Below are 18,986 nucleotides of genomic sequence, written 5' to 3'. Positions count from 1 at the left end.
GATCACGATCATCATCAGCAGTTCGATCGAGATGATGACGCTGAAGGTCTCGTTGTTGAACGCCCCGGCAAAGAGCCCCATCAAGGCCCCGGCCAGCCCGGTCACCGCGCAGGACAGGCCAAAGGACATGGCCTTGGTGCGGGCCACGTCGACCCCCATGGCCTGCGCCGAAACCTCCGAGTCGCGCACGGCGATAAAGCTGCGCCCCAGGGGAGCGCGCAACAGGTTGATATAGCCCAGCGTCACGATCACCACGACAGCCAGCACCAGATAATAGAATTCGCGCGGCGTGCCCCAGCGGTCGACCATCACCCCAAAGACATTCACCGAAGGCGCATATTTGCCCCCCACCCCGCCGGTCCAGGGTTCGGTCAGCACGATGATGTCATCGACCAGGATCGACATCGCCAAAGTGGCGATGGCCAGATAGATGCCGTGCAGGCGCAGCGCCGGAATGGCGATGATGACCCCGACCAGCCCGGTCAGCAGCCCGGCCAGCGGAAAGGCCAGCATGAACGGCAGCCCGGCTTCAATGAGGATGATATTGGCGTAACAGCCCAGCGCCAGAAAGGCCGCGTGGCCAAGGCTCGCCTGGCCGGTATGGCCGGTGAGGATCATCAGCCCCATCCCCGCCAGCGCCCAGATCAGCACATTGGTCAATTCTCCCAGATAAAAGGCGTCGATCAGGAATGGCGCGGCCAGAACCACGGCCAGCAGGATCAGGTAGAGCGACAGCTGATAGCCGTCCTTCCAGGGCCGGATATCCTGCATGTAGTCGGTTTTGAAAACGATCCGCATCGGCTCAGACCTTCTTCACGCGGACCTGGCTGAACAGGCCGTGAGGACGGAAGATCAGCACCGCCAGCAACAGTGCATAGGGGGCGATCTGCGAATAGCCGGCCGCGATATAGCGGCTGGCAAAGGGTTCGATGATGCCGACGATCAACCCGCCTGCCAGCGCTCCGGGAAGACTTCCGAACCCGCCGATCACCGCTGCCGCAAAGGCCTTGATGCCCATCAACCCGGTGCTGGGATCGACCGCGCCCTTGGCGGCAAAAAGAATGCCCGCGATACAGGCCACGGCGCCTGCCAGGGCCCAGATGAACCCCTGCACCCGTTTCACCGGCACCCCCATGTAATAGGCGGCCAGCTGGTTCTGCGAGGCCCCCTGCATCGCCAGCCCCAGTTTGGTGCGGTTGAAGAACTCGTAAAGGCCCCAGGTCAGCAGGATGGTGACCACGATCACCGCCACATCCTCGAGCCCCAGAACCAGCCCGCCCATGTGCAATTCCCGCCCCGCAAGCGGGTTTTCCAGCGACTGCGGCTCGTGGCCCCAGATCAGCCCGGCGAAGAACCGGATCACGAAGCCCAGCGCGATGGTCAGGATGACCACCGCTGTCTGGCTCTGGCCGAACATCAGCCGGATCACGAAACGGTCCAGGAGGTAGCCAAGCACCGCCATGATGACGATCGAGATCGGCACCGCCACCCAGAAGGGCAGCCCCATATACCCGGCATTGGTAAGCCCGATGGTGACAAAGGCCCCGAGCATCATGAAATCGCCCTGGGCGAAATTCACCGCCTCGGTGGCCTTGTAGATCAACACGAAGCCCAGCGCGATCAGGCCGTAGACACAGCCGTTCGCAAGCCCGCTTATCAAGAGCTGTAAAGTATCCAAAATTTCCTCCCTGCGCCGGTTGGCCGGCGTCTTGATGCGTGCCCCGGGGCTCCTCTTCCCCGGTGCGACAGCTTCGACTATGGCGTAATCATCACTTTGCCGTCAGTCTTTTTCGTCGCCGCGGCCAGTCCTGACACAACGTCACGCAGCGGCAGATGCACCGAAACGTCGGTTTTCCAGCGCCCGTCGGCGAAGCGGGCCTGCACCTCGCCGACCACGCGAATCTGGTCCGCGGGCGGCGTGTTGCGCATCCAGTTGGTCAGCCAGAAGCCCTCGATCTTCTTGTCCATGAAGATGAACTGCCCCATCTGGGTAAGCTTCGGCGGCTCGGCCGAAAGCTTGCCGTAGCTGATCCAGCGCGCCCGGTTCGGCATCGCGGCAAAGATCTGCTCGGACAATTGGTCCGAGACCGCATCAAGAAAGACCCGCGGCTTCAGCTCGGCCGAAATGGCGGCGAATGTCTTCACCACCTCGGGGTCGGTGGTGACCAGAACCTCGGCGGCGCCCGCTTGCTTCAGCGCCGCCACCGCCTCGGCCCGGCGCACCATGGCGATCGGCTTCAGCCCCAGGTCGCGCCCGAGCGAGACCATCAGCTTGCCCAGCTGGCTGGTGGCGGCGGAAACCACGAAGGCCTCGCCGTCCTGCCTCGCGATATCGACCATCGCCATCGCCGTCAGCGGGTTGACGATCTGCGCGGCGCCGTCGTCGTCCGACACATCCGGGCGCAGCGGAATGCAACTGGTCGCATCGGTGATCGCATATTCGGCCCAGGCCCCGGAGCAGCCCAGCGCCACGACGAAGGCGACCCGCTGACCGATCAGCCCCTCGGCTCCGGCGCCGGCCGCGACCACATCGCCGCAGCCCTCGAAACCCGCCGGGTTGCCCTTGATGCGCGGCTGGCCGTATTCGCCCTTGATGAAATGCAGGTCTGACGGGTTGACCGAGGCCACCCGCAGGCGGATCAGCACCTGCCCCGGCCCCGGCGCCGGCACCGGGATCTCGGCCGCCTCGAGATAGTCCGAACCATCCTCGATCACCGGCCCCGTGGACTGACCGGAATAGCCCTCGCCCTTCTGCAGAACGGCAAACATCGTCTCGGGTAAATCACTCATGTCCGTGTCTCTCACTGGGTCTCTCACTGGGTCTCTCACTGGTGGTTGATGGGACCGGCAGGTCGCCCACGCCCAGCCCCGCCATGGCATAGCGCACGACCTTGCCGGCGATCTCGTCGTGGGTGGCGTCATTGTCGCCGGGGCGCGGGCGGTACCAGAATACCGGCCCGTTGAGGGCGATCAGAAAGCTCTGCAGGGTGATCGACAGGTGATCGACCTGAAACACCCCTTCGCACACGCCCTGTTGCAGCACCTCGCGGAAACAGGTCTCGTAATCGTCCCGCTCTTGCAGGTGGCGCTGCATCGCCTGACGCTGAAACTCGGTCGTGGCGCCGAAACGCTGCATCTGAAGGCCGTCCAGAAGCACCTGCATGTAGGAATGGTGCCGCATCATGACCCGGGTATGTGCCAGCGACATCGCCGTCAGCCTCTCGATCACCGACAGATCGGCCTCCAGCGCCGGGCGAATGGCATCGAACACCAGCTCCATGGCGCGGTCGCGCACGGCGTTGAACAGATCCATCTTGGACGGGAAGTAATGATAGACCCGCCCCTTGGTCGCCCCGACATGGCGCGCCACCGTGTCGATCGAAGTGGCGGCAAATCCCTGTTTCTGGAAGCATTCGGCCGCCGCGCAAAGCAGCTCGTCATAGCGTTCGGGCTTGGAGGTCTGGGCACGTGCGGGCATTGGGGTCGGCAGGCTCGTCGGTTGTTTCCTATGCTGACAACCAAAACATACTACTCGGTATGCCGTCAACGATGCCCAATGATGCGACGTTACGGCAATGCCAAGGGCACCCCGGTCAAAGCGCCGGGAGAGACCGAATTTCACTGCTATAAAACAATAACTTAAGCAATGGCCGCCCCATAGGTCACTTGCGCGAAGCTGGCGAGTTGCCCGCAGTGCCAGCCGGCCATCGGCTGTGAAACAGGGAATCACCGCAGGGGCAGCCGCTTTGACCGGCAAGGCGGGCTGTGCCAAAGGCGCTCAGCCCTCGGCGCGCGGCCGCCTGACGCGGGTGGAAAACCCGCCGCTGGGGCGCGCCCAGCTGGCCAGACGGGCGCGGATCGCCGCCGCCTCGTCGTCGCGTTTCATCTGCTCGAGGATCTTCGCCTCGAGCCGCATCAGCCGCGACGAGCCGGCGATCTGCGACGAGGCCCGGCGCACCACCTCGAGCGCCAGGTCGCGGCTGCGCTTGCGGCGGCGCAGCACATCCGCCGTCACCAGGTGGATCTCGGGCATCCGGTGATCGCGCATTGCCAGTTTCTCGAACAGCTGCACCGCCGGGCCGCTCTCTCCGGCCTCGAACAGCAACAGCCCGTATTGCGCCTGGTAACAGATCTGATCGCCGGTCACCGCCAGCGCGGTGCCCAGCGCCTGAAGCGCCTTGCCGATATCCTGCCGCGCATGGTGCAGGTCCGAAAGCCGCTTGTTGTAAAGCGGCTCCATCGGCGCATCGGCCAGCGCCGCCTCCAGCTCGGCCCCGGCCTGGTCAAAATGGCCCGACTGGCGCAGCAGCGTGGCCCGCGCCGCGCGCACCGCCGGCTCGTCCATCCGCTTGGCGTACATCGAACCGAAAAAGCCCAGCACCTTCTCGATCTTCTCGCGGTTGTGAAAGCTCGGCGGCAGCTTGGCCCCCTGCAGGCTGGTCCAGTCGCGCAGGTCGTGCTGGAAGGACAGCCACAGTGTCGCGTCCTCGATGATCTCGGTGCCCGAGACCCGCGTCGCCGCCGCGTTCAGCCGGTTGAACAGGGCGCGGTCCTCGGGCTTCATCAGGTGGCGATAGCCAAGGATGCGCCGGTCGATGGGAAAGCTGTTGCGGTCATCGAGAAAACCGTGCCCGTACAGCACGTTGGTCAGCGCCCGGCAATGGGGGTGGATCGGGGTCAGCCAGTTGGCGATCTGCGCCAGCCGCACCGCCTCGTCGATCTCGCCTTCAAGCAGCGCCGTCATCCCGGCATAGCAGTAGGACAGCGCATTGGCCTCTTCGGTATAGACCGGGCGCCGGCCGAGAATCTCCAGCACCTTCTGCGCCCCGGCCCAATCGCCGGCTTCGAACATTTCCTCGGCAATGCGGTCATAGATATAGGCGCGTTCGAAACCCGCCTCGAGGTGCTTCAGCAGGATGCGCCGCGCCTCGTCGCGCGAACCGCGCGCCTTGTGAAAGTCCAGCAGGAAGGGAAAGTTCTGCCCCAGGTCGGCCTGGCCGAGAAACACCTCGGGGGTGCGGTCCATGCGCCGGGTCAGCTCTTCCAGCGCCTCGGTGCGGTCGGCCTCGTCAAGGTCCTGCATGATCGGCACGATGGCCCGGTTGCCCATGGTGGCGGCGACGGCGGAAAAGGCGCTGGCCGAGGGGGCAAAGATGGTTTCGCAGCGCGACATGGCGTAAAGCTCGAGAAAATCGCGCTGCAATTCGCTCAGGGTCATCTCCCCGATCAGATCGTCGAAGGAACAGACCTGTGCATGCAGTTCGGTAAAGGCCGCGACCTCGCCGGGCGTGTCCGAGAACACCACGATGCGGCTTTCGGGGTTCTTCTCGAGCTGGCGGTGGATGTGCTGTTCATAGAACACCCGGGGCACGTATTTCGACGGCCAGAGCACGTTCGAGGCGCGCTTGTCCATGTCGATGATGTCGCCGCGCCGCAGGTGATAGGCGCAAAGCTCGACCTTGCCGAGCTCTGCGTCGATATGGTCCATCGCGTCGCGCACCACTTCGCTCCAGCCGATCAGCGGTATGATCGCCGGCAGTTTCGCTGCCACCTCTGACGCCTCTTCCCATGGCAGGACACTGTGGTTCAGCGCGTCATGGCAGAGAAAGGTCTCGCCCGCCCCGGCCCGCCTGGCGAAATCCTCGGCGCTGTCTCCGGGGCGCAGGTCGACCACGTCGACGGCGTTGCGGTGCAGGGCCTGAAACCCGACATCCTCGACGAAATGCTCGGCCAGGAAGGCACCGGAGAACAGCTGATCGGGGTTCTGCAATTCGCTGCTGACGCTTTCGTGGCTGGGCCAGATCATCGCATAGGGCAGCCCGTAATCGCGCGCGATCCGCGCCGCGTTCAACAGGGCATTGATCCGCGCCCCGAGCCGGTCGTTTCGAAAGGCGATGATCTTGCCGCGGATCGCGTCCATGGTGGCCCCTTCTTTCGGGCGGCCCCCACCCCGCCGGGGTCGTGTCGCCGCTCCTGATCGTTCACATGCTCGTCGTGGCACCGCAAGGGTGCTTTGCGGTCAGTATATCACCGCTCTTGATGGCAGTAATATGTTCCGAATTGGATGAGGTTGCGCCCCCGGCAGATGCCGCTTGGTGTTTCCACAAGCGCAATCCTGTGGTTCACTTCGCCGGTCAGCCGCCGGAGCACGCCATGAGCCATGTCTTCCCCCGCCACACCCGCGCCCGGATGCCGGTCGCCGTCAGGGGCGACGGCCCCTACATCATCGATTCCCAAGGCCGGCGCTATCTGGATGGCTCGGGCGGCGCGGCGGTGTCCTGTCTTGGTCATTCCGACCCCGACGTGGCCGAGGCGATCCGCAGACAAAGCTCCGAGATCAGCTTTGCCCACACCGGATTTTTCACCTCTGCCGCCGCCGAATCGCTCGCCGACCGGCTGATCGCCCATGCCCCCGTAGGGCTCGAGCGCGTCTATCTGGTCTCGGGCGGCTCCGAGGCGGTCGAATCCGCCCTCAAGCTGGCCCGCCAGTACATGATCGAGATCGGCCAGCCCGGCCGCCGCCGGTTCATCGCCCGCCGCCAAAGTTATCACGGCAACACGCTGGGGGCGCTGGCGACCGGCGGCAACCTGTGGCGGCGCGACCCTTTCGCCCCGGTGATGACCGCCGGGCACCATATCGCGCCCTGCTACGAATACCGCGACCGCCTGCCGCATGAGAGCGCCGAAGAATACGGCCTGCGGGTCGCCGATGAACTCGAGGCGGAACTGCTGCGGCTCGGGCCCGAGACCGTGATCGGTTTCATCGCCGAGCCGGTGGTCGGGGCCACCGCCGGGGCGGTGCCGCCGGTGCCCGGCTATTTCCGGCGCATCCGCGAGATCTGCGACCGCCACGGCATCCTGCTGATCCTCGACGAGGTGATGTGCGGCATGGGACGCACCGGCACGCTCTTTGCCTGCGAACAGGAAGACCTGCGCCCCGACATCCTGTGCATCGCCAAGGGGCTGGGGGCCGGATACCAGCCGATCGGCGCCATGCTGTGCTCGGCCGAAATCTATGCCGCGATCGAGGCCGGAAGCGGTTTCTTCCAGCACGGTCACACCTATGTCGGCCACCCGGTTGCCTGCGCGGCGGCGGATGTGGTGCTGCGCAAGCTGACGACCGGCGGGCTGGCGGCGCGCGCGGCACGGATGGGTGAGCGGCTGAACGCGGCCCTCGGCGCGCGTTTCGGCGCCCACCCCCATGTCGGCGACATCCGCGGCCGCGGCATGTTCCGCGCCCTCGAACTGGTCGCCGACCGCGCCAGCAAGGCGCCCTTTGATCCCGGCCTCGGGCTGGCGGCGCGCGTCAAGCAGGCGGCGATGGAACGGGGGCTGATCTGCTATCCCAACAGCGGCACCATCGACGGCCGGCGCGGCGACCACGTGCTGCTGGCGCCGCCCTTCATCCTCACCGATGACCAGCTCGGGGAACTTGTCGACAAGCTGGCCGGCGCCCTCGACGCGGCGCTCAGGGCAGCACCCCGAGCCACAGCCAGACGGTGACGATCGAGGCCGTGGTGGCGATCAGCACCGTCGAGGCGGCGGTGCGCTGGCCGCGCCCGTAGAGCGCGGCAAAGAGATAGCCGTTGATCCCCGAGGGCATCGCCGCCGTCAGCACCGCCGAGCGCAGGCCATCGACCGCCAGCCCGCTCCAGCCGGCGAGCCCGTAGGCAATCGCCGGATGCAGCACAAGGCTGACCACGCAGCAGAAGGCGATCACCCTGAAATCGCCCTCGGGGCGATAGCGGAACAGCACCCCGCCCATGCCGAACAGTGCCGCCGGCAAGGCCGCCGAGGCCACCAGGTCAACCGAGACCCGCACCGGCTCGGGCATGGCGACGCCCGACAGGTTGACCACGAAACCAAGCGCGATGCCGAGGATCAGCGCATTGCGGAACATCGCCCGCAGCACCTGCGGCAGGATCTGGCGCGGCGATTTCCCGCGCGCCCGCACGATCTCCATCGCGGTGATGCCGACGCCATAGCAGAACGGCGAATGCACCGCGATGATCATGTAGTTGCCGGCCAGCGCCGCGAGCCCATAGGCACGCTCGGCGATCGGCAGGCCCAGCAAGAGCGAGTTCGAGAACAGGCAGACGAAGCCGATCGCCACGCTGTCCTCCCAGTCGCGCCCGAACAGGTAGCGCGCCGCCAGCAGCCCGGCAATGAAACACAGGATCGCGCCACCGTAGAAACTGCCCAGCAGCGCAAGGTCCAGCTCGGCCGACAGGTCGAGATTGGCGATCGCGCGGAACAGCAGCACCGGCACCGCGAAATTCGAGGCAAAGCGCATCAGCCCGTCGATATTGGTCTCGGAAAACAGCCCGCGCCAGGCGGCGGCATAGCCGAAGCCGATTACCAGGAACACCGGAAGGATGACGGTGATCAGCGTCTGCATGGCTCAGAGATCGTAGGCGATCTGCATGCCGTCATAGGCCACGCTGACATGGTCCGGCGTTTCCGCCTCGAGCGTCGCATGGTCAAGGTCGATATGCATGTTGGTCAGCACCGCGCGCCGCGGCGCGGCCTGGGTGATCCATTTCAGGGTGTTGTCCAGATGCGAATGGGTCGGGTGCGGGGCGCGCCGCAGCGTGTCGACGATCCAGCAGTCCATGCCCTGAAGCTGCAGCCAGGCATCCTCGTAGATCTCGGCCACGTCCGGCATGTAGACTAGGTCGCCGACGCGAAAGCCCAGCGCATCGATACTGCCGTGATTGACCCTGATCGGGGTCAGCGTGACGGTGCCGCCGGCGCCGCTGATCTCGACGTCGCCCTTGATGGTGCGCATGTCGAGGATCGGCGGATAGGGCGAGCCCTCGGGCTGCACGAAGGCATAGCCGAAGCGCGAATAAAGCGCGTCCTGCGTCGGCCCGTCGGCCCAGACGTCAAGCCGCTTGCGCATGTTGAACACCACCATGCGCAGATCGTCGATGCCATGCACGTGATCGGCATGGCTGTGGGTATAGACCACCGCATCCAGCCGCCCGATCCCGGCATCCAGCAGTTGGGCGCGCATGTCGGGCGAGGTGTCGATCAGCACATTGGTCTTGCCCTCGGCGCTCTCGCGCTCGATCAGCAGCGAACAGCGGCGGCGGCGGTTCTTGGGGTTCTCGGGGTCGCAATCGCCCCATTGCCCGCCAAGGCGGGGCACCCCCCCGGACGAGCCGCAGCCGAGAATGGTAAAGGTCAGCCGCGCGCTCATGCGGCCTCCGCTGCACGCGCGGCCTTGGAAAACAGCCGTTCGAAATTGGCCTCGGTCTGCGCCGCGAACGCGGGGAAATCCATGCCGAACAGCTCGGCCCCGACCTTGGCGGTATGGAGGCTGTAGGCCGGTTCGTTGCGCTTGCCGCGATGCGGCGGCGGCGCCAGATAGGGGGCGTCGGTTTCGACCAGAATACGCTCGACCGGGGCGGCGGCAAAGATGTCGCGCACCTCCTGGCTGCGCGGGAAGGCGGCGATGCCCGACATCGACAGGTAAAACCCCAGATCCACCGCCACCCGCGCCAGTTCCGGCCCCGAGGAATAGCAGTGCATGACACAGCCAAAGGCGCCGCGCGCGTGTTCCTCGCTGAGAATCGCCGCCATGTCCTCGTCGGCATCGCGCGAATGGATGATCAGCGGCAGCCCGGTTTGCTGCGCCGCCGCGATATGGATGCGCAGGCTCTGCTGCTGGATCGCCTTGCTCTCGGCGGTATAGTGATAGTCGAGCCCGGTCTCGCCGATGCCGACGAACTTCGGATGCGCGGCCAGCGCCACCAGTTGCTCGACAGTGGCCAGCGGTTCCTCGGCGGCGCTCATCGGGTGGGTGCCGGCGGCGTAGAACACCGGCGCATGGGCCTCGGCGATGGCGCGCACCGCCGGTTCGTTGCGCAGCCGGGTGCAGATCGTGACCATGCGCGTCACGCCGGCCCGCGCGGCGCGGGCGACGATCTCGTCAAGCTGGCCGTCGAAGTCTGGAAAGTCGAGGTGGCAGTGGCTGTCGGTGATCTGTGGCAGGTCGGTCATTGTCTCGGCGATGCGGTTTCGGTGATCTTGAAAACCGTATCTAGAACAAGCGCGGCAGGGTCAAGGTTGACGGCCCGGCCATGGCGGGTGCGCCCGGAAATCTCCTGCGCGAGATCGGCCCAGCGGCGCGCCATCTGCGGCGTCGACGACAGGCGCAGCAGCAGTTCGGCCTCGCCCTGCGCCGCCTCGGGCTCTGGCGCCGCGCCGGTGGCCCCGGTGCGCGCCAGCCGCGCAAGGAAGGTGTCGAACATGGTCAGCATCAGCTCGAACTGTGCCTCGGCGCCGCGCGCGGCGGCGGCTTCGCCCAGTTTCAGCGCCCGTGGCCGGTCGACGCGCGGCAGGCCGGCAAACAGGCCGACGATCTCCTGATACATCGCCAGCCCGCCGAGCCGGGTCAGCCGCATCGCCTCGCCGACCGAACCCGAGGACAGCGCCGCCAGCGCCGCCGAGGTCTCGCCCTCGGCCCCGGCCTGTTGCAGGGCCGCTGCCATGGCCCCGGTCTCCAGCGGCGCCAGGCGCAATTCGCGACAGCGCGAGCGGATCGTCGCCAGCAGCCGCGAGGGCTGGTGCGACACCAGCAGCATGGTGGTCAGCGCCGGCGGCTCCTCGAGCATTTTCAACAGCGCGTTGGCGGCGTTGGTGTTCATCTCGTCGGCGGCATCGACGATCACCACCCGGCGCCCGCCCTCGGCCGCCGACATGGTCAGGAAATGGGTCAGCCCGCGAATGTCGTCGACCACGATCATCTCGCGCAGCTTGCCGGTCTTTTCATTGACGCCACGGGCGATCGCATAAAGCCCCGGCTCGGAACGCGCCGCGATCCGCCGCGCCACCGGGTGCTCGGGCGAAACCCCAAGGCTCTCATAGGCCGGGGGCGCGTCGCCGAACAGCCCGCCGCCGCTCTGGGTCGGGGTCGCCAGCAGGAAACGCGCGATGCGCCAGGCCAGCGTCGCCTTGCCGACGCCGCGCGGCCCGGTCAGCAGCCAGGCATGGTGCAGCCGCGCCGAATTGAAGGCCTCGAGAAAGCCCCGCTCGGCCGTCTCCTGACCGAACAGTTGCAGGGTCTCGCGCGGGTGCGGCGCGCCCGCGACACGGTCGGCCTCTGGCAGGGCATCCTCGGTCATGGCAGCTCGGCCAGCACCACGCCGGCGACGTCCTCGGCCACCTCGTCGATCGGCTGGTCGCCGTCGATGACCCTGAAGCGGTCGGGAAACTGCGCCGCGAGATCGAGAAACCCCTTGCGCATCTGCTCTTGCAGCGGCTGGCCGAAATCCTCGAAACGCTCTTCCGAGGTCTGGCGCGCCTTGGCCCGGGCCAGACCGGTGGCCGGCTCCATGTCGATCAGGATGGTCAGGTCCGGCTCGCGGCCGATCATCAAGTCGTGCAGCCGGTCGACCAGGCCGCGCAGATCGCCCCGCGACAGCCCCTGATACATGCGGGTGGAATCGGCAAAGCGGTCGCTGAGCACGATCTTGCCCGCTGCCAGCGCCGGCAGGATGGTGCGCTCCAGATGGTCGCGCCGTGTCGCGGTGAACAGCAGGATCTCGGTTTCGGCCGACCAGCGGTCGGGGTCGCCCTCGAGCACCAGCTTGCGGATCTCCTCGGCCCCGGGCGAGCCGCCCGGCTCGCGGGTCACGACCACCGCGTGGCCGCGCGCGCGCAGGGTCTCGGCCAAGAGCGCGATCTGGGTCGATTTGCCCGACCCGTCGATGCCTTCGAAGGTGACGAGCCGCCCGATCCCGCTCACGAGGCACCTGCGGCAGAGGTGGACGCACCCAGGCCCAGCTGCGACATCAGCACCAGCGCCGCCGTCTTCAGCCGCACCACGAAGCCGCCCGCCGGCACCGCCGTTTCGGCGACCAGCGGCACCCGGATCTCGGGCAGCCCCTCGGGGCGGATCACCAGTTCGGCCAGTTCCTGCCCCTCGGCGACCGGCGCTTCGACCGGGCCGCGATAGACGATTTCGGCAGGCAGCGCATCGCCGGCCAGCACCGGCAGCAGCAGGTTGATGTCATTCGCCGGGACCAGGGGCACGTTTGGCCGCTTTCCCATCCAGATCTCTGCCTCCCCCAGACGGTCTCCGCCGCGCGCCACCGTGGCCTCGGAAAACTGGCGGAAGGCCCAGTTGACGATCTGTTCCGACACCTCGGCCCGTTCCCGGGCGCTGTCGAGGCCCGAGATCACAAAGATCACCCGGCGTGCGCCCTGCATGGCCGAGCCGACCAGCCCATAGCCGGCCTCGGATGTGTGGCCGGTCTTCAGCCCGTCGGCGCCGATCCCCAGCCCCAAAAGCGGGTTGCGGTTGCGGGTATTGCCCGGCGCCCGGCCGTCAAAGGCGAACTCGCGCTCGGCGAACATCGGGTAGAACTCGGGGAAATCGGAAATCAGCGCATTGGCCAGCAGCGCCAGATCGCGCATCGACATGCGGTGCCCCGGCGCCGGCCAGCCATTGGAATTGGCAAAGGTGGAATTGGTCATGCCCATCTGCCGGGCGCGGCGGGTCATCAGCCGGGCAAAGCCGGCCTCGGTGCCGTCCGGGCTCAGCGCCTCGGCGATCACCGCGCAGGCATCGTTGCCCGACAGGACGATGATGCCGCGCAAGAGATCCGCCACCTTGACCTTGTCGGTGGTGTCGAGAAACATCGTCGAGCCGCCATAGTTCATCGCATGCTGCGACACCGGCAGGCGCTCTTCCATGCCCAGCCGCCCCTTCTGCACCGCCTCGAAGGCCATGTAGAGCGTCATCAGCTTGGACATCGAGGCCGGCGGCAGCGGCGCGTCGGCATTCTTCGACAAAAGCACCGTGCCGGTGCCCTGGTCCATGACAAAGGCGGCCCGGGCCCGGGTCTCGAAGGCCGGCGCCTGAACGGCGGTCAGCACCATGACCATCAGGGCGGCGAAAAGGCGGTTCAGAACCATGGTCATCTGGGTCTCCGGTCGGTCTCTGCTCTAGTTCGACACCGCGTAGGCATCGGTAAAGCCGGTGGCATGGATCTGTTTCATCAGCTGGCTGCGCTCGGCCTTGCCCGAGGCCGGGCCGACCAGCACCCGCCAGAAGGTCTTGCCCTTGCTTTCCATCTTCTTGATCAGCGCCGTCATGCCCTTGGCGCGCATCTGCGCGGCGGCATTCTCGGCATTGGCGCGGACCGAGAAGATGCCGATCTGCACATAGGGTTTGTCGAGCGAGCTGGCGGCCGGCTTCGGCGCGGTCTCAGATGTCACCGACTGGCCGACGGGCTGGGCCGCGGCCTCGGCGCTGGTCACCGCGGCGGCGGCGGCGGCGATCGGATCAAGCCTTTCCTCCGCGACCTCCGCGGCCTCCCCGGTCTCGGCGGCCTCGGCGGTCTCGGGCATCGCGGTCTCGTCCGGCACTTCCTCGCGGCGCAGCGCGGTCACGTTCAGCTCCACCGGCTGGCCGGCAAGCATGCCCAGCGCGGCCGCGGCATCGGCCGAGATCTGCACCCGTGGCCCCGGCATGTCCCGCTCGCGGCGGAACAGCGCGCCGATGACGAACTTGCCATTCGACAGGTTGCGGATGATGACCCGCTCGGGGTCGGAGACATCGGGATGCGCCGCCCAGACCCCGCCCAACGAGGGGCGCCCGTCCCAGAGGCCGGCTTCGCTGACCGAGAACACGTCGGGCGCCTCGACATCGCGTTCGACCAGCTTGGTGGTCTGACCGGCGGTCGCGGTGGTCTCGGCCCCGGCCTCGGGCTTGGGCTGGAACAGGGCAAAGCCCTGCCCGCCCTCCTCGCAGCCCGCCAGCACCAGCGCCGACAGCGCCAGCGCGGCGGCATGGCGCGGAAACCTGCGGGTCGGTCCATATGCTCGGTTCATTCTTCGCCCCTTGCCTGTCGGTGATCTTTGCCACCCGATCCGCCGTTGACCGGCGGCCCCGGGGCCCCTGCGGCCCCACTCGGGCGCAGTGTAGCGGCAAGCCCCCGGCAAGAAAAGCGCGGGTTCCGGCATCGGCGAAAATTCCCCGGGCGGTGGGTTTCAGAATCAATTGCTTGTCAGTAATCAGATCGGGTCGGAGGAGTGGCAGAGTGGTCGAATGCACCGGTCTTGAAAACCGACGAGGGTTAACGCCCTCCGTGGGTTCGAATCCCACCTCCTCCGCCATTTTCCCGGCATTTTCCCCAATAATTACTGAGTCTTAAGTCCGCCCCTTTAAGCTTCCACATGCGCCCCAACAGTGCGCAAGAACGCAACCGGCGCTGTCTTGAAGTCGGTGCATCCGAACCATGCCGCCTTCTCCCGGTCGCTCTTCGCCAGCAAACCACCCCGTATCGCGGCGCCCGCGCCCCGGCCGCGTCCTTGGCGCATATACCATGGCCTTCTTTCAGACGTTCGACGTGAAGCCGCAGATTATCCGGCGCCGCGACAGCCCAGGGTTCGCCACGTAGGACACCTCGATGCCGCCACACTATGAATTGTATTGGCACATCGCCCCCCCCCGGCCCGCCGCGGCGGTCACCTCAGATGATTTCGTCTTCGTCGAACATCGGATCATCTTCCAGCTGGGTTTCAAGGTCTTCGACGGCGCCCTCGGCTTCGGTCATCGATTTCACCCGGCCGATATGAAACACCGCATCGCCCTCGTTCACGATCGGCATCACCGCCCGGCCGACGATGATCCCCGAGAAGGGGGCCAGTATCTCCATCTCCTTTTCGCCGAACGGATCGGAGACCGCGGCCAGAAGCTCGCCCTTGCGGACCAAAGTGCCATCGGACTTGAAGATGCGCAACAGCCCGCCCATCGGCGCCCGGACCCATTTGCTTGACGGGCAGAACTGGGGGCTGCCCTTCGGCTTGGCGACACCCCGGCGCGAGATCATGCCCTTGCGGTTCATGACCCGCAGCACCCCGGCAACCCCCGCACGGATCGTGAATTCGTCAAAGCGCAGCCCCTCTCCGCCCTCGAACAGCAGGATCGGCTTGCCGATGACCTGCCCGGCATGTCTGAGAGAGCCCTCGCGCAGCGCGGATTTCATCACCACGGGCGCACCGAAGGCCTCGGCCAGCTCCCGCATGGCATCATCGCCCGGCGAAATACGCACCTGGGGGTAGTTCGTCCGGTGGATGGCGGCAGAATGCAGATCGATGCCCAGATCGGCGCGGGCCACCACTTCGGTCAGAAAGCGATTTGCCAATCGCGCCGCCAGTGAGCCCGCCTTGTCTCCGGGAAAGCAGCGGTTCAGATCGCGGCGGTCCGGCAGATACCGCGAATGGTTGATCAGGCCATAGGCGTTGACGATGGGGACCGCGAGCAGCGTGCCCTTCAGACCCTTCAGGGATTTCGACGCCAGAACCCGCCGAATGATCTCGACGCCGATCACCTCGTCGCCGTGGATGCCGCCACTTACGAACATCACCGGGCCGGGCGATTTGCCATGCACCACATGCACCGACATCGAGATCGGCGTGTGGTCGGACAGAACGCTGACCGGGATATCCACCGTCCTGCGGCTTCCCGGTGCAACGCTCTGGTCGGCGATCCGAAAGTCCTCGACCTTGGCCATCACCCCCGGCCTTTGGTCTTGGTGTTTCCCTTGGCCTGGTTCTTTTCAAGGAACTCGATCATCTTGCCGGCAATATCCAGACCGGTAGCCTTTTCGACCCCCTCCAGACCGGGAGAAGAGTTCACCTCCATGATGACCGGGCCGTGGTTGGCGCGCAGCATGTCGACACCACATGCGTTGAGCCCCATGGTTTTGGCCGCACGGACCGCCGTGGCGCGTTCTTCCGCGCTCAGCTTCACGACCTGCGCCGAGCCGCCACGGTGCAGGTTGGACCGGAACTCGCCCTCGGCGCCGGTGCGTTTCATGGCGGCGATGACCTTGCCGCCGACCACGATCGCACGAATGTCCGTGCCGCCGGCTTCCTTGATGAACTCCTGGATCAGGATGTTGGTATTGGTGGCCCGGAAGGCTTCGAACACCGATTTCGCCGAACGGTCGGTGTCGGCCAGAACGACCCCCAGGCCTTGCGTGCCTTCCAGCAGCTTGATCACCAGGGGCGCGCCGCCGGCGAGCTTGAGCACCTCTTCGGTCTGTTTGGCATCATGGGCAAAGGTGGTGACCGGCAAGCCGATGCCGTCCCGCGCCATCAGCTGCATCGAGCGCAGCTTGTCCCGCGAGCGGCCGATGGCGACACTTTCGTTCAGCGGGTACACCCCCATCATTTCGAACTGACGCAGCACCGCGGTGCCATAGAAAGTGACCGATGCGCCAATCCGCGGGATCACCGCGTCATAGCCCTTGAGCTTTTCGCCGTTGTAATAAACCTCTGGCCGCCGCGACGCGATGTTCATGTAGCAGCGCAACGTGTCGATGATGTCGAGTCGGTGGCCTCTTTCCTCGGCAGCTTCCTTCAGCCGCTGGTGCGAATAGAGTTTGGCATTCCGGGCCAGCATCGCAATTTTCATGAGGTTTCCTTTCTGTTTGAATGGAGAGGTCTGTCAGAGACCAGAAATGCCTTCCGCGTGTGGACTGCGATGGCGTGGTTTTTCAGTGCCGCGCGCCCAATGATCATCGGGAAGGACATGTTGGTTCTGTCAGCGAGCGAGACGTCGATCATCCACATGCGCTTGCCGAAACGCGCCTTCGTCTTCACGACCAGACGTTCCTCGGGAATCCCGCTTGTGTTCTTGATCCCCCGCACATGGACAACCGGGGCTTCGACCGCGCGAAAGCCGACATTTGGATTGTCCCAGTCAGGAAGGGTCTGGAAACGCACCCATTCGGTGCCATCGCGATCAAAGAGCTCGATGTTTTCCGCATGGATGGCAGAGGTTCGCGCGCCGGTGTCCAGCTTGGCCTTGACCTGATCCAGACCAAGCTCGGGCAGCCCGACATATTCCATCCAGCCAAACAGCGCCACCGCTTGCTCTCTGGGGTTTTTTTGTTGCGGCATCTTCGACATCAGACCAACCAAGGCATCATGAGAGTTGCAAAACTGAGAACAAAGAAGAACCCGGCCATGTCGGTGACCGTCGTAAGAAGCGGCCCGCTCGCCGCGGCCGGGTCTTGACCAAGCCGCTTCAGCAAGAGCGGGACCACACCCCCGATGGACACCGCAAGCAATGTATTCAGCGCCAGCGCGGCACCGATGACAAGACCCAGAGCCGGGTTGTCTTTCCAGACCCAGGCCACGACGCCGATCAGAACCCCCAGCGCGATCCCGTTTATGACCCCGACCGAGATTTCCTTGAGCCAAACGGGGAAGGCATCCACAGGCCGCACAAGGCCAAGGCTAAGCTCGCGCATCGTAACACCGACAGCCTGGTTCCCGGAACAGCCGGACATGTCCGACACCATCGGCAGGAACACCGCCAGCGCGATGACCGCAGACAGCGTATCCTCATAGACCGAGATGACGCTGGCGGCGACGATATTGAGAATGATATTGGCAGACAGCCATGCAAGCCGGCGACGTGACCGCAGCCAGGTCGGCATCGAACGCAGCTCATCGCCCACCACACCCTGGCGCTTGAGGCTCTCGCTTTCGCTGCGTTCAAGCACGGCCTCTGCGACAGCCGATCGCGACACGACCCCGACAAGCACACCAGCCGCGTCAATAACCGGAATGCCGAGAAACGGATGCCTTTCAAAGATGTCTTCAAGCTGCGCGAGCGGCATGTCCACCGGAACGGTAATGGGCGCGACCATGACCTCGGTCAGTTGGGCGCTGCGCCTTGCCGTCAGCAGGCTGCGCAGCGAGACCACGCCGATTGGCTCGCCCGCTTCGTTCACGATATAGGGGTGCTGCCCCCGGTACTGCTCAAAGTCGTCATCGTCCGAGGCGAGCGCGCGCAGAACTTTCCCGACCGTGTCCTTGTCGGCGAACTGAAACACCTCGGCCATCATCAGGCCGCCGGCGGTGTCATATTCATAGGCGGCAAGACGGCGGACATCTGCCGCGTCCTCGGCATCCATCTCGCACAGGACCGCTTCGGCGTCTGCGGCGTCCATTTCGCCGATGACGTCCGCCTGAACGTCCGAATCCAGCTCTTCGAGAATCTCGGCGGCCCGCTCCGGTTCCAGACGCTCGACAAGCTCGGCCGCCATCTCGTCCGGCGCCTCTTCGATCAGGTCCGCCGCCAGCTCTGCCGGAACAAGCTTCAGAACATCGTCCCGCTCTTCCGGAGACAAGGCCAGCAGTTCCCGCAACGCCTCGCTGTAGGGCAGCGGTTCAAGAAGCGCCGAGATGCGCTCCGCGTCTCCAGCGGCGATTGCTGTGCGCAGGTCAGGCCCGATGTCCCGAGGCACTTCGATTGTGTTGTCGTCTAGCATGTGCCACCTAAATCCTCTGATCCCCTTTACTTAGGCAATATTTTTTTGTCTATAGGCAAAAAACGATTTGGATTTTCAGATGCGACATGACGACGTGGCCAAGCAGCTTCAGGAACTCTATGCAATGCCTTTCGGGGGCAAGGCATCCGGACGTTTCAGAATTCCCGAGAAACTGGTGAAGGAAATGATGGGACGCAGACGGCTTTACCCCGAAGACAGAACCGCTCTGACGCGCGCCCTCTTCGAGCGCGGGTTTGTTCTGATCGACATGGACAGTTTCTTCGTCGTGATGAGCGCCAACTCATTCGTCAACTACAGGCGCGTCGGCAAGGAAGCGCTCGACGCGAGTTAGAAAACCGCCTCGCCCAAGCCGGCCCGGCTGTTTGATGCCGGCGACTGGGCGCGCTGTCAGCTGCCTCCGCCATCGTCCAACCCGGCGCGCGACGTGCCGCCCCCCGCCCCTGACGCCCCCAAAAGGCCCCGGCGCCTAACCCTTCGGGCGCGGCGTGGCGGGTTTGCGGCCGGCGGCCGGCGCCGCTTTACCGGCCGCTTTCCCGGTCGCTTTCTTGGCCGCTGTCTTGGCCGGGGCCGGTTTCTCGGCGGCCAGCCGCTTGGCAACCGCCGCGCGGAAGGCCTGGTATTCCTCCTCGATCAGATCGGCGATCGTATCGGTTTCGGCCACTGCGG

General features: G+C 65.6%; 18 protein-coding genes, 1 tRNA gene and 1 pseudogene. 3 read left to right on the top strand and 17 right to left on the bottom strand.

Annotated features, from left to right (window positions below):
* From ABZD10_RS04655 to ABZD10_RS04635, 5 genes are all read right to left on the bottom strand, one after another.
* A partial coding sequence (locus tag ABZD10_RS04655; protein ID WP_372884939.1) for a branched-chain amino acid ABC transporter permease occupies nucleotides 1-798 on the bottom strand: 798 nt, incomplete at its 3' end.
* Nucleotides 799-802: 4 nt separating this feature from the next.
* On the bottom strand, nucleotides 803-1,678 hold the full coding sequence (locus tag ABZD10_RS04650) for a branched-chain amino acid ABC transporter permease (RefSeq protein WP_372884938.1): 876 nt from the start codon (nucleotides 1,676-1,678) through the stop codon (nucleotides 803-805).
* Nucleotides 1,679-1,755: 77 nt separating this feature from the next.
* Nucleotides 1,756-2,790: an alcohol dehydrogenase catalytic domain-containing protein gene (locus ABZD10_RS04645; protein ID WP_372884937.1), complete on the bottom strand. Its 1,035-nt coding sequence runs from the start codon at nucleotides 2,788-2,790 to the stop codon at nucleotides 1,756-1,758.
* Nucleotides 2,783-3,478: a TetR/AcrR family transcriptional regulator gene (locus tag ABZD10_RS04640; RefSeq protein ID WP_372884936.1), complete on the bottom strand. Its 696-nt coding sequence runs from the start codon at nucleotides 3,476-3,478 to the stop codon at nucleotides 2,783-2,785. Before ABZD10_RS04640 ends, ABZD10_RS04645 begins: the two co-directional genes overlap by 8 nt.
* A 300-nt stretch (nucleotides 3,479-3,778) precedes the next feature.
* Nucleotides 3,779-5,920 carry a hypothetical protein gene (locus ABZD10_RS04635; RefSeq protein ID WP_372884935.1) on the bottom strand — a complete coding sequence of 714 codons (2,142 nt, stop codon included), beginning with the start codon at nucleotides 5,918-5,920 and terminating at the stop codon, nucleotides 3,779-3,781.
* Nucleotides 5,921-6,153: 233 nt separating this feature from the next.
* Here ABZD10_RS04635 and ABZD10_RS04630 point away from each other — a divergent pair, with 233 nt between their 5' ends.
* Entirely contained in the window at nucleotides 6,154-7,503 is a 1,350-nt protein-coding gene (locus tag ABZD10_RS04630) for an aspartate aminotransferase family protein (RefSeq protein WP_372884934.1), read from the top strand.
* On the opposite strand, the gene ABZD10_RS04625 is transcribed toward ABZD10_RS04630, so the two are convergent.
* Genes ABZD10_RS04625 through ABZD10_RS04595 form a run of 7 tightly spaced genes read right to left on the bottom strand, consistent with a single transcriptional unit; the run spans nucleotide 7,469 to nucleotide 13,842 of the window.
* The gene (locus tag ABZD10_RS04625) at nucleotides 7,469-8,398 is read right to left on the bottom strand and encodes an AEC family transporter (RefSeq protein ID WP_372884933.1); all 930 of its coding nucleotides are present in this window, start codon (nucleotides 8,396-8,398) and stop codon (nucleotides 7,469-7,471) included. The genes ABZD10_RS04630 and ABZD10_RS04625 overlap by 35 nt on opposite strands.
* A gap of 3 nt (nucleotides 8,399-8,401) precedes the next feature.
* A complete protein-coding gene (locus ABZD10_RS04620; protein ID WP_372884932.1) occupies nucleotides 8,402-9,202 on the bottom strand; it encodes an MBL fold metallo-hydrolase in 801 nt (266 codons plus the stop codon).
* Nucleotides 9,199-10,005, bottom strand: coding sequence for a TatD family hydrolase (locus ABZD10_RS04615; RefSeq protein WP_372884931.1), 807 nt, complete (start codon nucleotides 10,003-10,005; stop codon nucleotides 9,199-9,201). The genes ABZD10_RS04620 and ABZD10_RS04615 overlap by 4 nt, the downstream gene beginning before the upstream one ends.
* Nucleotides 10,002-11,129 (bottom strand): DNA polymerase III subunit delta', encoded by a 1,128-nt coding sequence (locus tag ABZD10_RS04610; RefSeq protein WP_372884930.1) that lies wholly within the window; start codon nucleotides 11,127-11,129, stop codon nucleotides 10,002-10,004. Before ABZD10_RS04610 ends, ABZD10_RS04615 begins: the two co-directional genes overlap by 4 nt.
* Nucleotides 11,126-11,752, bottom strand: a complete 627-nt coding sequence (gene tmk, locus ABZD10_RS04605; RefSeq protein ID WP_372884929.1) for a dTMP kinase — start codon at nucleotides 11,750-11,752, stop codon at nucleotides 11,126-11,128. Before tmk ends, ABZD10_RS04610 begins: the two co-directional genes overlap by 4 nt.
* Nucleotides 11,749-12,924, bottom strand: coding sequence for a D-alanyl-D-alanine carboxypeptidase family protein (locus ABZD10_RS04600; RefSeq protein ID WP_372884940.1), 1,176 nt, complete (start codon nucleotides 12,922-12,924; stop codon nucleotides 11,749-11,751). The genes tmk and ABZD10_RS04600 overlap by 4 nt, the downstream gene beginning before the upstream one ends.
* A gap of 30 nt (nucleotides 12,925-12,954) precedes the next feature.
* A complete protein-coding gene (locus ABZD10_RS04595; RefSeq protein WP_372884928.1) occupies nucleotides 12,955-13,842 on the bottom strand; it encodes an SPOR domain-containing protein in 888 nt (295 codons plus the stop codon).
* A 195-nt stretch (nucleotides 13,843-14,037) separates the two neighbouring features.
* Here ABZD10_RS04595 and ABZD10_RS04590 point away from each other — a divergent pair.
* Nucleotides 14,038-14,127, top strand: a tRNA-Ser gene (locus tag ABZD10_RS04590).
* A 356-nt stretch (nucleotides 14,128-14,483) separates the two neighbouring features.
* Here ABZD10_RS04590 and ABZD10_RS04585 read toward each other — a convergent pair.
* The 4 genes from ABZD10_RS04585 to mgtE are packed head-to-tail and all read right to left on the bottom strand — an operon-like array spanning nucleotide 14,484 to nucleotide 18,299.
* On the bottom strand, nucleotides 14,484-15,527 hold the full coding sequence (locus tag ABZD10_RS04585; protein ID WP_372884927.1) for a succinylglutamate desuccinylase/aspartoacylase family protein: 1,044 nt from the start codon (nucleotides 15,525-15,527) through the stop codon (nucleotides 14,484-14,486).
* Nucleotides 15,527-16,432 carry a 30S ribosomal protein S6--L-glutamate ligase gene (gene rimK / locus ABZD10_RS04580; protein ID WP_372884926.1) on the bottom strand — a complete coding sequence of 302 codons (906 nt, stop codon included), beginning with the start codon at nucleotides 16,430-16,432 and terminating at the stop codon, nucleotides 15,527-15,529. The genes ABZD10_RS04585 and rimK overlap by 1 nt, the downstream gene beginning before the upstream one ends.
* Complete coding sequence (locus ABZD10_RS04575) at nucleotides 16,429-16,929, bottom strand: ATP-dependent zinc protease (RefSeq protein ID WP_372884925.1); 501 nt, start codon at nucleotides 16,927-16,929, stop codon at nucleotides 16,429-16,431. Before ABZD10_RS04575 ends, rimK begins: the two co-directional genes overlap by 4 nt.
* Nucleotides 16,929-18,299: a magnesium transporter gene (gene mgtE / locus ABZD10_RS04570; RefSeq protein WP_372884924.1), complete on the bottom strand. Its 1,371-nt coding sequence runs from the start codon at nucleotides 18,297-18,299 to the stop codon at nucleotides 16,929-16,931. The genes ABZD10_RS04575 and mgtE overlap by 1 nt, the downstream gene beginning before the upstream one ends.
* Nucleotides 18,300-18,378: 79 nt before the next feature.
* Here mgtE and ABZD10_RS04565 point away from each other — a divergent pair, with 79 nt between their 5' ends.
* Complete coding sequence (locus tag ABZD10_RS04565; protein ID WP_372884923.1) at nucleotides 18,379-18,651, top strand: hypothetical protein; 273 nt, start codon at nucleotides 18,379-18,381, stop codon at nucleotides 18,649-18,651.
* A gap of 135 nt (nucleotides 18,652-18,786) precedes the next feature.
* Here ABZD10_RS04565 and ABZD10_RS04560 read toward each other — a convergent pair.
* Nucleotides 18,787-18,986: pseudogene (locus tag ABZD10_RS04560) on the bottom strand (hypothetical protein); the annotation flags it as partial.

The organism is Shimia sp., assembly GCF_041624275.1.
In the GTDB taxonomy this organism is placed as follows: Bacteria; Pseudomonadota; Alphaproteobacteria; order Rhodobacterales; family Rhodobacteraceae; genus Shimia.
The sequence above is the reverse complement of the archived record's forward strand: the minus strand, read 5'-3'. Positions and strand labels throughout refer to the sequence as shown.